This window comes from Fodinibius sp. (assembly GCF_034521915.1).
In the GTDB taxonomy this organism is placed as follows: Bacteria; Bacteroidota; Rhodothermia; order Balneolales; family Balneolaceae; genus Fodinibius.
The window spans coordinates 42,101-55,999 of sequence record NZ_JAXHLU010000020.1 but is presented as its reverse complement, the minus strand read 5'-3'; the positions used below and the strand labels follow the sequence as shown (position 1 = coordinate 55,999).

Below are 13,899 nucleotides of genomic sequence, written 5' to 3'. Positions count from 1 at the left end.
CAAAAATTTTGTATTCATGATTATAGGTGTACCTAAAGAAATTAAAACACACGAAAACCGCGTGGCGCTACTACCCGGCGGTGTAACAAAAATGAAGCGTAATGGTCATGATGTATTGATCCAAAAAGGAGCCGGGGAGGGCAGCGGTTTTCTGGATGAGCAATACATAGAAGCCGGAGCTGAAATTATTGACGATGTAGATGAGCTCTGGAATAAGGCCCAAATGATCATGAAGGTGAAAGAGCCTGTTGAGGTCGAGTATGACCGGATGAAAGAAGGACAAATTATTTTTACCTATTTCCATTTTGCCGCCAGTCGGCAATTGACTGAGGCTGTTAAAGAGTCTGGAGCTGTAGCAATTGCTTACGAGACGGTAGAAAAGGAAGACGGTTCTTTACCATTGCTTATTCCTATGAGTGAAGTCGCTGGCCGTATGGCTTCCCAAGAAGGAGCCAAATATTTAGAGAAGCCCGAAGGGGGACTTGGTATTCTATTGGGAGGTATTCCAGGCGTAAAACCGGCTAATGTATTGGTTATTGGCGGTGGTATCGTAGGCGTTAACGCTGCAAAAATTGCGGCCGGAATGGGAGCCAATACTACGATTATGGATATCAGTATGCCGCGGCTTCGCCATCTGGACGATATTATGTCGCGTAATGTGGATACTATGTTTTCCTCTGAGGCTAATATCCGAAATCTGCTTCCCCATGTTGATATGGTAATTGGCGCAGTATTAATTCCGGGGGCAAAAGCGCCCAGCTTAATTACCCGCGATATGCTTGCCGATATGCAGAAAGGATCGGTATTAGTAGACGTAGCTATTGATCAGGGTGGATGTTTTGAAACTTCGAAACCGACTACCCATGATAATCCTATTTATGAAGTTGATGGTATTGTACACTACTGCGTAGCGAATATGCCCGGAGCAGTACCCCGAACATCCACGCTTGGATTAACCAATGTTACGCTGCCGTACGCCGTAGATATTGCTAATAAAGGCTGGAAGAAGGCTCTACAAGATGACAAGGAGCTGCTTAAGGGTCTTAATATTGTCGATGGCGATATCGTCTATAAAGAAGTTGCCGAAGCTTTTAATATGGATTATATGTCCATTGAAAACGTATTATAAAATACTACCATTATAACGATAGAAGCCAAATATCTGTAAAAAGATATTTGGCTTTTTTTGAAAAATCGGGCACTTCTGTAATATCCGTGAAACAATATGTGGAACATATAAAATATTTCTTTAGATAAGCCGTTGTAATGTATTGGCATGCAGGAAACTAACCCTGTTGATATCTTAGTGAACAACTTGTTAATAAGTATTTTTGTTTACCATAAGTCATCCCATTATATTTTTAAATAATTACATCGATAATTGTTGTTATAGATTGTTCATATGGGCAAAATAATTTCCATAGCAAATCAAAAAGGCGGTGTTGGTAAAACAACGACGGCTATTAACCTCGCTGCCAGCCTTGCTGCTATCGAGCATACTACCTTAATAATTGACATAGATCCCCAGAGTAACACTACCAGCGGGTTGGGTATTGAAGCAAAGACAGTTTCGCATTCTGTTTATGAAGTGATGGTAGGAGGGGTAGATGCTTCTGATGCTATCAGAGAGACAGACTTGCCTTTTCTGGAGCTGATACCTTCGCATATTAATTTGGTCGGGGCCGAAATTGAGATGATTGATCGAGATCAGCGCGAGCGTATCTTGGAGAAAGCGATTTCGGGTCTAAAGGAACAATACGATTTTATCATTATTGACTGTCCGCCTTCACTTGGATTGCTTACCATTAATGCATTAACAGCATCCGATTCGGTTCTGATTCCGGTGCAATGCGAATATTTTGCTTTGGAAGGGCTGGGACAGCTATTAAATACAATTAAAATCGTGCGTCAGCATTTAAATACCGAGCTTGAAATTGAGGGCGTGCTTCTAACGATGTATGATACACGCACTCGACTTTCCGATCAAGTGGCTGATGAAGTACGGAAGTATTTCGAGGATCGGGTCTTTGAAGCTATCATTAAACGAAATGTTCGTCTTGCCGAGGCACCCAGCTTTGGAAAACCTGCGCTGCTTTATGATTCTACAAGTGTAGGAGCTAAGAATTATCTGGCATTGGCACGCGAAATTATCCATCGCAATAAAGAGCTTTTTAAAGATAGTCCGGTATTTGCGAGTAGTTAAAAGGTGATGAATTATGGCATCAAAAAAGGTTTTAGGACGCGGTTTAGGAGCTTTTTTTCCCGAATACGATGAAGGAGGAGAGCAAGCGAAAGGGAAAAAATCAGGTAAAGAACAGGATGGGGATGGATCGCCTTACGTAGAGCCGCAGAAGCGGGTAAATATTGTGTTGCATGTGCCGGTTGATAATATCCGTCCCAATCCGCATCAGCCTCGCAAAGAGTTTAACGAGGAACGTCTTGAGGAGCTTGCGGACTCAATTGATGCTCATGGATTAATCCAGCCGATAACGGTACGTTATATCGGTGAAAAGAGGTTTGAGCTCATAAGTGGTGAACGACGTCTGCGGGCAGCAAAGCTGGCCGGATTGGAAGAAATTCCGTCGTATATTCGTGAAGTTAACGATGATGATATTATTTCGTATGCGCTTATTGAGAATATCCAGCGCGAGGATTTAAATCCTATTGAAGTGGCAATGGGGTATCAGCGATTGGTAGAAGAGGCCGGGTATACCCAGGCCGAAGTAGCCGATAGGGTAGGGAAAAATCGATCTACGGTTACCAATATGCTGCGGTTGTTGAATTTGCCGGCATTTATTCAGGCAGGGCTCCGCGATCAAAAGATATCTATGGGACATGCCCGAGCGCTTCTTTCTATTGATGATGAAAATGATCAGGAGGAAGTGTACAATAAAATTATTGATAGGGGATATTCTGTTCGAAAGACCGAAAAAGTAATCCGAAAACTGAATGAGGATCAGAAAAAGAAATCCAAATCAACTGATGCCTCTGATAAGGAAAGTGCTTTTTTAAAGGAAATATCGAATCGACTACGCAGTACGTTAAGTACGAAGGTCAATATTAAATCTAAGAAGAATGGTGGGGAAATACGTATTGAATATTATTCGGATGAAGAACTTGATCGCCTGCTCGAGCTTTTCGATTCTATTTCTTAGCATATCTGTTTTCTTGTGTGTGCCAACTTCAGGTCAGTCTCAGCAATTGAATAATTCGCTTATCTCTCCATCTGGAAATTTTCATCCCAATTTGAATGTACGTTATCAGAGCCTAAAATTTGTCAATGATACGACAAGAGAGAACGGAAATGAAGATTTGCCTAATCCTAACAGTGTAATGTATAAGTCGATGATTATTCCAGGCTGGGGACAAATTGTTAATAACCAAGCTTGGAAGGTACCCTTTGTATATGCCGTTTTGGGGGGATTGGGATATTACAGTGTTCATCTGACAAAAAAATACCATGACTATCGGGCAGCGTTTTATAATTTAAATCCGGATACTCCCGATGACTTACGATTTGGAGCAACCCCTTCGTATATTCCTGAAAATGCTAATTTAAATGAGGTACGAAATCTGCGAAACAAATTTAGAAATAATCGCGATCTGGTTTATGTGGGTATAGTTTTGGCCTACGGTCTAAATATTATTGATGCTTATGTTTTTGCCCACATGCGATCGTTTGATGTATCAAAAGATTTAAGCATGCGTCCGCATGTAAAACCTGCGGTGATGGCACAGTCTAAAATACCGGGAATTACGTTATCAATTGATTTAATAGCTAAATAAATAAGAGTTATGAGTAGTAATAATGAAGAAAGTAAATTGATAGTACCTGATAATTTTGGGGATAGTCTTGAAAATGATGTTTGGAGTATCTTTAAAATTATGGGTGAATTTGTTGAGGGCTACGATAAGCTTTTCAAAATTGGCCCGTGTGTATCCATTTTTGGATCTGCCCGGATGGATGAAGGTCATAACTATTATAAAATGGCCCAGAAAACTGCAAAGAATGTTACCGAAAGAGGATTTGGGATTATCACCGGAGGGGGACCCGGAATTATGGAAGCTGCCAATAAAGGTGCCCAGGAGGGAGGCGGTAAATCGGTAGGTCTCGGTATTACGTTACCCCACGAACAAGGATTAAATTCCTATGTTGATGACGATTATATTATCAATTTTCATTACTTTTTTGCCCGCAAAGTGATGTTTGTAAAGTATGCCCAGGGATTTATTGTTTTTCCGGGTGGTTTTGGAACACTCGATGAGTTTTTTGAGGCTCTGACATTGATACAAACCAAAAAAGTAAATCCATTTCCTATCGTGCTAATCGGAACGGATTACTGGGGGGGCTTGGTTAAATGGATTAAGGAAACCATGCTTGCCAATGGCACGATATCAGAAGAAGATCTTGATCTGTTTCATGTGACGGATGATGAGGAAGAAGCTGTAGAAATTATTTGTGATTTCTACCAGAAACATACCTTAGGTCCAAATTTCTAAAAGGGTTTAATTTTATTAAAAAAATAGTTATACATGAAACAAAATTTTATATCAGGGATTAGAAACATGTAACTGATGACTAAAACAGGTCTATTTTAAAATCATAACAATAAAATGCGCACGATTTAGTTATCTTTTTGTATAAATCTTAAAAATCACTACAATTGCGTATTTGTAAATTTAACCATAAACCGAACAAACAAATGAAGTTGTTGAAATCAAGCATATCTGTATTCTTACTTGGTCTTTTTATCTTTGGGTTAGGCCAAACTGCTGAAGCACAAGATCGCAAAGAGGCCGTCCAAACATATAACAGTGCTCGGGAGATGGTTCAGAACGGCGATTATCAGAAAGCTATTGATCAATTCAAAAAAGCGATTGAGGTTGGTAGTCAACTTGGCCCTCAGGGACAGGATATCGTCGAACGAGCTAAAGGAAAATTGCCCGAAGTATACCGACAGATGGCTCTTGACAAATATCGTGCCTTTAAACAAAATCAAACCATTTCAAATCTTGATGCTACGATAGATGGTTTTCAAAAAACAAAAGACGTAGCAGAAGAGTATGATAATTCCGAAATTTCAAATCAGGCGAATGGAGTAATTAATCAATTACTCTATAGTAAGTCTATTATTCAGTATAAGCAGCAAAATTACCAAGACGCTCTTGCAACACTTGATGAAGTGATTAAGAATGATCCTAATTACTCTAAAGCATACTATCAAAAAGGGATTGTACTAAAGAAGATAAAAGGAACAGAGTTAGAACGTTCTATTGATCTCTTTGATAAGGCTATTGAAGTAGGACAAAAAACGAATGACAGCCAAATTGTTTCTCAAGCAAGAAAAGCTGCTCATGATGAACTTGTGTATCGCGGAGCAAAAGCAATTGAAGAGAAAAACTTTTCGCGTGCAAAAGAATTGTTAAATAAAGCACTTGAATATAACTCAAGTTCTGCAGATGCTCATTATCGTTTGGCCCAGGCTTACAATAAAACCCAAGACTGGCAACAAGCTGCAGAACATTCTGAAAAAGCTCTCGGCTTTGAAACAGGAGGCCGAACTGATAAAGCAAAGATCTATTTTGAACTTGGTACTGCATACCAAGGATTAGGTCAAAAAGATAATGCATGTGGTGCCTATAATAATGCCGCCTATGGCAATTTCAAATCCCCTGCTGAGCACCAGATGGAATATGAACTTGAGTGCGAAAATACTACAGGATAAATAGTTTATTTAACGTTAATATTTTTATGAGGCCTCCAATCTTGGAGGCCTTTTTTATTTGTAAGAACTTCTCTTTTATGTAAGCAGAGCATTGACTATTTTCAGCACTAATTTTGGCCCTCAAATAAAATCAGATTTTATAAAATGAGCTCTAAACAATCCACACTTGACGAGCTATGTGTAAATACGATCAGAACCCTTTCTATTGATGCGGTACAGGCTGCAGAATCCGGCCATCCGGGCATGCCAATGGGGATGGCAGATGCAGCTTATGTGTTGTGGACGAAATTTTTAAAGCACGATCCCGCTAATCCCGAATGGTATGATCGTGATCGGTTTGTTTTATCAGCGGGACATGGTTCCATGCTGCTTTATAGCTTGCTTCATCTTACCGGATATGAACTTTCGCTTGATGAACTCAAGAATTTTCGTCAATGGGGAAGTTTAACGCCGGGACATCCCGAGTATGGTTTGACTCCGGGGGTTGAAACTACGACCGGTCCACTGGGGCAGGGTTTTGCTACAGGAGTAGGCATGGCTATGGCTGAGAAGCATATGAGTGCTAAGTTTAATACTGATGAATATCAGATTACAGATCACTATACATACGGTATTGTTAGTGATGGTGATTTGATGGAAGGGATATCACAAGAAGCCGCTTCATTGGCCGGTCATCTTAAATTGGGAAAATTGATTTACCTGTATGATGACAACGAGATTTCTATAGATGGAAGTACGGATTTGGCCTTTACCGAGGATGTCCAAAAACGTTTTGAGGCTGCTAAATGGCATACGATCAAAGTAGATGGGCATGATCGGCAAGAGGTAGAACAAGCTATTGAAAAAGCACAAGCTGAAACTGAACGTCCATCTCTTATTATTTGCAATACTCATATTGGATTTGGAAGTCCCAATAAACAGGATAGTGCTGATTCTCATGGAGCACCATTGGGAGAAGAAGAGGTTAGAAAGACGAAAGAAAATCTTAATTGGGAACCAGATAAAAAATTTCACATTCCGGATAAAGCATTAACACATTTTCGCACTGCTATTGAAAAAGGAGCGGCATCTTTCCAAGAGTGGCAAAATACATTTGAACAATATCAGCAAGCTCATCCCGAGAAAGCAGAGGCATTTTCGAACGCTATTAATTATGAGCTTCCTGATAATTTTGAGGATTTTCTGCCCAATTTTGAGGCTGATGAAAAGGGCATGGCAACTCGTGCATCGTCAGGTAAAGTATTGCAGTCGTTAACAGAAAATGTGCCGCAGATGATTGGTGGGTCGGCAGATCTTACGGGAAGTAATAAAACCTGGATTGATGATGCCGGGATATTTTCAGCTTCCGATTATAGCGGACGCAATATCCATTTTGGAGTACGAGAACATGCGATGGGTGCTGCGCTTAATGGCATGGCGTTGCATAAAGGAGTGATTCCATATGGCGGAACATTCCTTATCTTTTCTGATTATTGTCGTCCGGCGATACGGATAGCTGCACTTTCTCATATCCCGTCTATATTTGTATTCACCCATGATAGTATTGGGTTGGGAGAAGATGGGCCCACGCATCAGCCTGTGGAGCATCTGGCATCACTGCGTGCCATGCCTAATACACTGGTACTTCGGCCGGCAGATGCCAATGAAGTAGCCTGGTGCTGGAAAGCCGCCTTGGATTATAAAGAAGGTCCATCATTGATTGTTCTTACGCGTCAAAATGTACCAACTTTTGAACGTACACAAGATAATACTGCCAAGAATGCCACTAAAGGCGGATATATTCTTGCGGATTCGGAAAAAAAACAACCGGATGTAATTTTAATGGGTAGCGGATCAGAAGTATATCGTGCGATGGAAGCCAAGGATAAACTTGCTGCCAAGGATGTTGATGCACGAGTAGTTAGCATGCCGTCATGGGAGCTTTTTAGAGCGCAGGATCAATCTTATCGGCAAGAGGTGCTGCCTAAAGAAGTTACGGCTCGAGTCTCCATTGAGGCGGCCGCTTCACAGGGCTGGAGAGAATGGGTTGGCACAGAAGGCACCATTATTGGCGTTGACCGTTTTGGAGCTTCAGCACCCTACGAAACGATCTTCCAGGAATACGGCATAACCAGCGATCGAATGGTAGAGGAAGCGCTCAAGCTTCTTAAATAATGTATTAAGAATAAATAGAAGATAAGCGGTTTGCGAAACGGTAGACCGCTTATCTTATTTATTTTTTGTAAGGCGATGGACGCAAGTAAATGTTACATCATCTACGGGTTCTTCGTTGCCGATAAAGTTTTCCAGTGAAGATTGTATTTTATGGATGATCGATTTGGAATGAAGTGAGCCGTAGACACTCATAATGCCATCGAGGCGTTCATCTCCGTATTCTTCGCCCCATTCATTGCGCGACTCGGTAAGCCCATCTGTATAAAAAAGGACACTGTCACCAGATTTAAAATGGAATTTCTTTTCTTGTAAGTAATGCTCCATATTTGTTGATGTCGTCATACCAAGGGCAAAACCATCGGATCGTAAATCAAAAGTGGCATCGCGTTCATTACTGAATAGGATAGGAGCGTTATGGCCGGCGCGGGCAAAAATGAAATGATCTTCTCCATCAGGAAAGAAAGCAGCGCAGGCCGTAACAAATGTTTTATCTTTAATATCTGACTTTACGTAATTATTGAGCTCAAGGAAAAGCTCTTTTGGAGAAGGTTGACTTTTTTCGATGATAAGATGAACTAAAGCCTGCATACGTACCATATACAAAGCGGCCGAAAGTCCTTTACCCGAGACATCAGCAATTACGATATATGTTCCTGTATCAGTTTCGATAATATCTACGTAATCGCCACCTACTTCTTTAGCGGTATTGGCAAAACAGGCAATTTCCAGGTTTTTGCGATGGTGTTCGGTATTGGGTAGCAAGCTGAGCTGAATTTCTCTTGCAAGGTCAATCTCACGTTTTACATCCGATTTTTCCAATAACTCAACGAGCAGCAGCATCAGCATGGAAACAAATGCAAAGGGCAGCAGTAGGTTGTAAAAAAATACGAATCCCGTAATTTGTAGAAATCCGATCAAATAGTGCGCGACAAATGAGACAACCGACAAGCCAAATACCAATCGCCGGGTAGGATTGAGGCGCTGCGTTAACGCCGAAAAAAGGCGCATAATTTTTAAATGCCCGGGTATCGTTTCATCTTCCGTCTTCTCAATATTTTCACCAATGGCTTCGGTATAGAGTTGCTTAAGGCGGTCGGTGTCCTTATAAAATTCCTTTCCCATACGTTGACGGGTCATACCCGAAACGTACTCCTTATAAAAGGATTTCGTATTTTGGAATGCTGACTGCGCTTCGTTTTTTAATCCCATGAAAGAGTATGATCAATTATATAGATGAAGTTGTTATTCGAAAACGACACTAAAAAGTTTTACCTTTTACTCGATAATTTAACAACTGGATAGTAAGAATTTTAACGTTCCAAGTTTAAGTAAAAAGCATGTCTAAAAGCCTCCTTTTTTTGTTGGATGGTATGGCACTGGCCTACCGTTCGCACTTTGCGTTTATCAGTAGTAATTTACAGAATTCTGAAGGTATTCCCACCGGCCCAATTTTGGGTTTTGCTAATACGCTTGAGAAGCTGTTGGAGGAGCATGAACCTACCCATATTGCCGTTGCGTGGGATACCCAGGCGCCGACTTTCAGGCATGAGATGGATGAAGATTATAAAGCTAACCGGCCACCACAGCCCGAAGAACTAACAATTGGGATTCCCTTGATTAAAGAGATGATTGAGGGTTATGGAATCAAAAATATTGAGCAGGATGGCTACGAGGCAGATGATATTGTTGGGACAGTAGCAGATCGTGCGAACGCAGAAGATGTAGATGTTTTTCTGGTTACTCCCGACAAAGATTTTATGCAGCTGGTACATGATCATATCACCATGTACAAACCCGACAACCAGAATGGTGGCTTCAATCTGATAGATCGCGAAGGGGTGAAAGATTACTTTGGGGTATATCCCGAAAAGGTGGTTGATGTGCTGGCTATACTTGGGGATAAATCTGATAATATTCCCGGAGTAAAAGGAATTGGAAAGAAAGGAGCTCCCAAGTTAATCAATAAATACGGATCACTTGAAGCCGCTATTGAGGATGCTCCAAATATGAGTTCGAAGCGTCACCGAGAAGGTCTGCAGGAGTATGCCGAAGAAGCAATGCATGCCAAGGAAATGGTAAAAATAAAAACAGATGTTCCTGATACGGTAGATTGGGAGGATCTGGACTGGCAAGGGGCCGATGATGAAAAGCTGGGGGCTTTCTTTAAGCGGATGGAGTTTCGTACCCTTACTAAAAAGTATTTGGGAGAAGAGATAGTTCGATCAGCAGATAAAAAATCAGATTCGGGAAATAAAAATCAGGGCGATCTGTTTCTGGCGGATGATGAGACCGAAGAAGAATCACCGCTTGAGAGTTATGACGAAGATATTGTCACCTACGAGTTAGTGGATTCCAAAGAAAGTCTTGATGAACTGGTAGATAGACTCAGCAATAAGAATGTCATCTGTTTTGATACCGAAACCGATGGCGTTGATCCTATGGAAAATTCGCTGGTTGGTATTGCTATCTCTGCCACGCCCGGCGTCGCCTATTATATACCCTTAAATGGAGAAAAGGGGATTGATGAGAAAGAGGCAATAGAGATCATGAGTCCGTTGTTCAAAAATCCGACAACTAAAAAGGTTGCCCACAATTTTAAGTTTGATTACATGATGCTTCGTCGGGCCGGATTGGAGATACAGGGTAAGGTTTTTGATACGATGATAGCGGCATATCTCATCGATGCGGACCAAAAGCTCAAAATGGACACACTGGCAGAGGAATATCTCGGTTATGAACCGATTCCTATCACTGATCTTCTTGGCAGCGGACGTAAACAAAAGTCGATGGATGAGTTTGATCCGGAAGAAGTGCGCGTGTATGCTTGTGAAGACGCTGATATTACGTTGCGATTGTATGAAGTGCTAAGTGACAAATTAGAGGAAGATGAACTTGATGATATTGCTGATCATCTCGAGTTTCCGCTTATTGAAGTGCTGGCAAAAATGGAGATGAACGGCATTTTGCTGGATAAAGAAATGCTTAAAGAGTTATCGGCGTCGCTGCGCGATGATTTGTTGGAACTCGAGCAGAAGATATATGAAAAGGCGGGTACGGAATTTAATATCAATTCGCCCAAACAGCTGGGAGAAGTATTATTTGATAAAATGGGACTGCCGGCGGGCAAAAAAACCAAAACGGGGCAATATTCTACGGCTGAATCGGTGCTTAAGAAGTTGGCCAAGGATTATGATATGCCGGACATTATTTTAGAGTACCGTGCACTGAGCAAGTTAAAGTCAACCTATGTGGATGCTCTGCCGAAGCTGATCAATGAGGAGACTGGTCGTATCCATACAGATTTTAATCAGCATATTGCGGCAACGGGACGCCTTTCCTCATCGAATCCCAACCTGCAGAATATTCCTATACGCACCAAACGGGGACGTGAAATTCGCAAGGCATTTATTGCGGATGAAGGATTTGAGTTACTATCGGCCGATTACTCCCAGGTAGAACTCCGCGTTATTGCTTCAATGTCGGGCGATGAAAACATGATTCAGGCGTTTAAAAATGATGAGGATATTCACTCCCGAACAGCAAAAGAGATTTTTGAGCTGGATTCACTTGACGATGTTACTTCTGATCACCGTCGAAAAGCAAAGGAGGTTAATTTCGGGATTCCCTATGGAGTAAGTGCCTATGGATTGGCGAATCGCCTGGGGATTAGCAATAGTGAAGGGAAGGATATGATTGATCAGTATTTTGAGCGTTTCCCGGGAATTTTGGAATATATCAACGAAACGAAAGCTTTTGCAAAAGAGCATGGTTACGTAAAAACGCTGATGGGGCGTCGTCGTTATATTTCTGATATTAATGCCAGTAACTGGAATCGCCGGTCATTTGCTGAACGTACGGCTATAAATATGCCTATACAGGGAACCGCCGCTGATATCATTAAGCAGGCGATGATCGATATTCAGGAGTACTTGGAAGAAAATGAACTTCAAACCCGGATGCTGCTGCAGGTTCATGATGAGCTTATCTTCGAGGTACCAGAAGAAGAGCAAGACTCCGTTCCCCAAAAGTTGAAGCAATTGATGGAATCTGCTTACGAATTAGCATGTCCCCTTAAAGTAGACATGGGACTTGCCAAAAACTGGCTTAAAGCACACTAATTTTCTGTAATAACAAAATTTTTGGTTGCAAGTACCTCGCCATTTGGCCCAAGCACCATTACCCGCCAGGGACCGGTCCAGCTTTCAAGAATTTTTTTGGAACTCCATGTCCGCCAGTTATCTCCAGCCACCGTTAATTCAACCCGAGCTTTCTCCTGCTCTTTGTAATACCATTCGTGAGTAATTTGAGTAGTATCGGAGACGCCTTCAACCTGAGTAAAACAGTAGATTGTACCAATATCTGCAGTAAAGGCGGTATCAATCCCCGAAGGTTTGCGATCTTCTATAGCTTCAGCGAAATCAAACTGTTGTATTTTGATCTCTTGAGCTTGTGCTGTGCCCGTAAAAGTGATTATCAAAAAGAAAAGTGTAAATATTTGTGTTTTCATAACTTTATCTCCCAATTTCATTATCAGACTCAAAGAAATATTATTACAAATATGGTAAACACCAACTTATTCTTTTAATTTGAATCGCGGGTTGTGCCGCCTCCTCCGGCCGTTACAACAGCAATAATTACCACGACAAGCAGATCAAGGTTTTTGCGTCCGGCAGTAAGAGCCCCCGATATAGCAAAAACAGTTACTCCGAAAAGATCCAGAAGGTAAAGTATATCTATAGATTCTGACATGTTTTATATACTTCTACGCTCAAATAAAAAGGGGAGTTCGAGTGAACTCCCCTTTTGTAATAAAAAATTTTAGGTTCATCTTTATCTGAAGCTAATACCGACGCCCAGATTGTAGCTTGGATAATTCGACAGGGTATATGAACCTGAAATGTGTAGAACGGTAAATTTTAGTCTAAATCCTGCGAGAGCACGAAACCCATTATCGCCATCAATTGATACGTCGATGGGGTCATCTACCGCATTAACAATTAAGGGTTCATTGTTTTGGGGATCGTTCTGATAAGCCTCGTTGGGAATAACAGTTGGATATGATCCAGGTGTTGTTATACTGAAAGTGGAGGCTTCGTAACCAACACCTGCATATACCGAGATGATGGGTAAGCTTTTACCAACCAAGGCGTTTATAGTCCATGCATCGGTATTCATTTCGACGGTTTGATCCTCCCATTGAGAAACGTTATATGGATTTTCGGTATTATTAGGATCTCGTATTACATCACTGGCCGTTAAATTAAGGTCTGATCCCACATCCATGGTGGTGTATCCAAACATTACCGATAGATTAACAGGTAGCAATTTACCGCCGGGCAACCATTGATTGATTCCGTGTTTGGCACCTACGCCAAATAGGTTGAATGATCCAAAATCTCCAATCTTGGTTTTCGGAGTATAGCGAAGCATTAATTCAGTGTCTTTAATAATACCGACTCCGGCTTTTATCATGGGAGCGGGCACGTATCCAAACCCCGAACCATTGGGCATGTTAAATTCTAAAAGCTTTTGCCGAGTGCCATTTATTTCTTCATAAGCAGCGAGCAGTGAGCCTGTTTCATCGGCACCATTAATAGTTGGAGTAACAGGGTTTGTTCCTTCCAACTCCAGTTGTTGTAGCCCAAGTTCATTAATGTTAAATGATTTCGCAGCATCGGGCACAATAGCTAAACCGGCACTGACGGTAACATCAAAACCCAATTTGCTGTGCGGACTGGCGGTATTGGTCCACCCGGTGTTGAGCGAAGCACCAAATCCCGATCCAAAAGGCTCGAGATAGGAACGTGCCAAGGTATTGGCATCTTCACGGCCTGCTTGTAAAATATCTCCGATATCTCCAACCTGTCCAAAGGTGGGAGCTGCATCGAAGGTAAACAGACCAAATAGCAGTACAAAGGTGAGTAAACGGTATCTTAATTTCATATCCCTAATATTTAAATTTTGATATTTAACCATCTGTAAACTATTGCAATACTAAAGAATTTGAAGCTAACTCTCT

11 protein-coding genes and 1 pseudogene are annotated in these 13,899 nt (G+C 41.4%); 8 read left to right on the top strand and 4 right to left on the bottom strand.

The genetic code is table 11. The features are described from left to right. Nucleotides 1–16: 16 nt before the first annotated feature. The 7 genes from ald (at nt 17) to tkt (ending at nt 7,880) form a co-directional block, all read left to right on the top strand. Complete coding sequence (gene ald, locus U5J89_RS15085; protein WP_322576479.1) at nt 17–1,129, top strand: alanine dehydrogenase; 1,113 nt, start codon at nt 17–19, stop codon at nt 1,127–1,129. A gap of 273 nt (nt 1,130–1,402) precedes the next feature. Next, the gene (locus U5J89_RS15080; protein ID WP_322576478.1) at nt 1,403–2,203 is read left to right on the top strand and encodes an AAA family ATPase; all 801 of its coding nucleotides are present in this window, start codon (nt 1,403–1,405) and stop codon (nt 2,201–2,203) included. A gap of 13 nt (nt 2,204–2,216) precedes the next feature. Continuing rightward, the gene (locus U5J89_RS15075; RefSeq protein ID WP_322576477.1) at nt 2,217–3,155 is read left to right on the top strand and encodes a ParB/RepB/Spo0J family partition protein; all 939 of its coding nucleotides are present in this window, start codon (nt 2,217–2,219) and stop codon (nt 3,153–3,155) included. A 91-nt stretch (nt 3,156–3,246) separates the two neighbouring features. After that, a complete protein-coding gene (locus tag U5J89_RS15070; protein ID WP_322576476.1) occupies nt 3,247–3,786 on the top strand; it encodes a DUF5683 domain-containing protein in 540 nt (179 codons plus the stop codon). 9 nt (nt 3,787–3,795) lie between these two features. Next, the gene (locus U5J89_RS15065) at nt 3,796–4,500 is read left to right on the top strand and encodes a TIGR00730 family Rossman fold protein (protein WP_322576475.1); all 705 of its coding nucleotides are present in this window, start codon (nt 3,796–3,798) and stop codon (nt 4,498–4,500) included. Nucleotides 4,501–4,664: 164 nt separating this feature from the next. Next, the gene (locus U5J89_RS15060) at nt 4,665–5,726 is read left to right on the top strand and encodes a tetratricopeptide repeat protein (protein WP_322576474.1); all 1,062 of its coding nucleotides are present in this window, start codon (nt 4,665–4,667) and stop codon (nt 5,724–5,726) included. 144 nt (nt 5,727–5,870) lie between these two features. Then, nucleotides 5,871–7,880: a transketolase gene (gene tkt, locus U5J89_RS15055; RefSeq protein WP_322576473.1), complete on the top strand. Its 2,010-nt coding sequence runs from the start codon at nt 5,871–5,873 to the stop codon at nt 7,878–7,880. A 54-nt stretch (nt 7,881–7,934) separates the two neighbouring features. Here the strand turns inward: tkt and U5J89_RS15050 are convergent, their stop codons facing one another. Next, complete coding sequence (locus U5J89_RS15050) at nt 7,935–9,089, bottom strand: PP2C family protein-serine/threonine phosphatase (protein WP_322576472.1); 1,155 nt, start codon at nt 9,087–9,089, stop codon at nt 7,935–7,937. Between the two features lie 128 nt (nt 9,090–9,217). Here U5J89_RS15050 and polA point away from each other — a divergent pair, with 128 nt between their 5' ends. Beyond that, nucleotides 9,218–11,998 (top strand): DNA polymerase I, encoded by a 2,781-nt coding sequence (polA, locus tag U5J89_RS15045; RefSeq protein ID WP_322576471.1) that lies wholly within the window; start codon nt 9,218–9,220, stop codon nt 11,996–11,998. Here the strand turns inward: polA and U5J89_RS15040 are convergent. The 3 genes and pseudogenes from U5J89_RS15040 to U5J89_RS15030 form a co-directional block, all read right to left on the bottom strand. Further along, on the bottom strand, nt 11,995–12,387 hold the full coding sequence (locus U5J89_RS15040) for a DUF2914 domain-containing protein (RefSeq protein WP_322576470.1): 393 nt from the start codon (nt 12,385–12,387) through the stop codon (nt 11,995–11,997). The genes polA and U5J89_RS15040 overlap by 4 nt on opposite strands. Nucleotides 12,388–12,470: 83 nt before the next feature. Continuing rightward, a pseudogene (locus U5J89_RS15035) lies at nt 12,471–12,629 on the bottom strand (TRIC cation channel family protein); the annotation flags it as partial. Between the two features lie 81 nt (nt 12,630–12,710). Further along, entirely contained in the window at nt 12,711–13,823 is a 1,113-nt protein-coding gene (locus tag U5J89_RS15030) for a DUF6588 family protein (RefSeq protein ID WP_322576468.1), read from the bottom strand. Nucleotides 13,824–13,899: the final 76 nt, after the last annotated feature.

Excerpts from the sequence above, each read along its gene's own strand:
- U5J89_RS15075 (WP_322576477.1), top strand. The coding sequence starts at position 2,217 with ATGGCATCAAAAAAGGTTTTAGGACGCGGTTTAGGAGCTTTTTTTCCC.
- U5J89_RS15030 (WP_322576468.1), bottom strand. The coding sequence starts at position 13,823 with ATGAAATTAAGATACCGTTTACTCACCTTTGTACTGCTATTTGGTCTG.
- U5J89_RS15065 (WP_322576475.1), top strand. The coding sequence starts at position 3,796 with ATGAGTAGTAATAATGAAGAAAGTAAATTGATAGTACCTGATAATTTT.
- polA (WP_322576471.1), top strand. The coding sequence starts at position 9,218 with ATGTCTAAAAGCCTCCTTTTTTTGTTGGATGGTATGGCACTGGCCTAC.
- U5J89_RS15040 (WP_322576470.1), bottom strand. The coding sequence starts at position 12,387 with ATGAAAACACAAATATTTACACTTTTCTTTTTGATAATCACTTTTACG.
- U5J89_RS15080 (WP_322576478.1), top strand. The coding sequence starts at position 1,403 with ATGGGCAAAATAATTTCCATAGCAAATCAAAAAGGCGGTGTTGGTAAA.
- tkt (WP_322576473.1), top strand. The coding sequence starts at position 5,871 with ATGAGCTCTAAACAATCCACACTTGACGAGCTATGTGTAAATACGATC.
- U5J89_RS15050 (WP_322576472.1), bottom strand. The coding sequence starts at position 9,089 with ATGGGATTAAAAAACGAAGCGCAGTCAGCATTCCAAAATACGAAATCC.
- ald (WP_322576479.1), top strand. The coding sequence starts at position 17 with ATGATTATAGGTGTACCTAAAGAAATTAAAACACACGAAAACCGCGTG.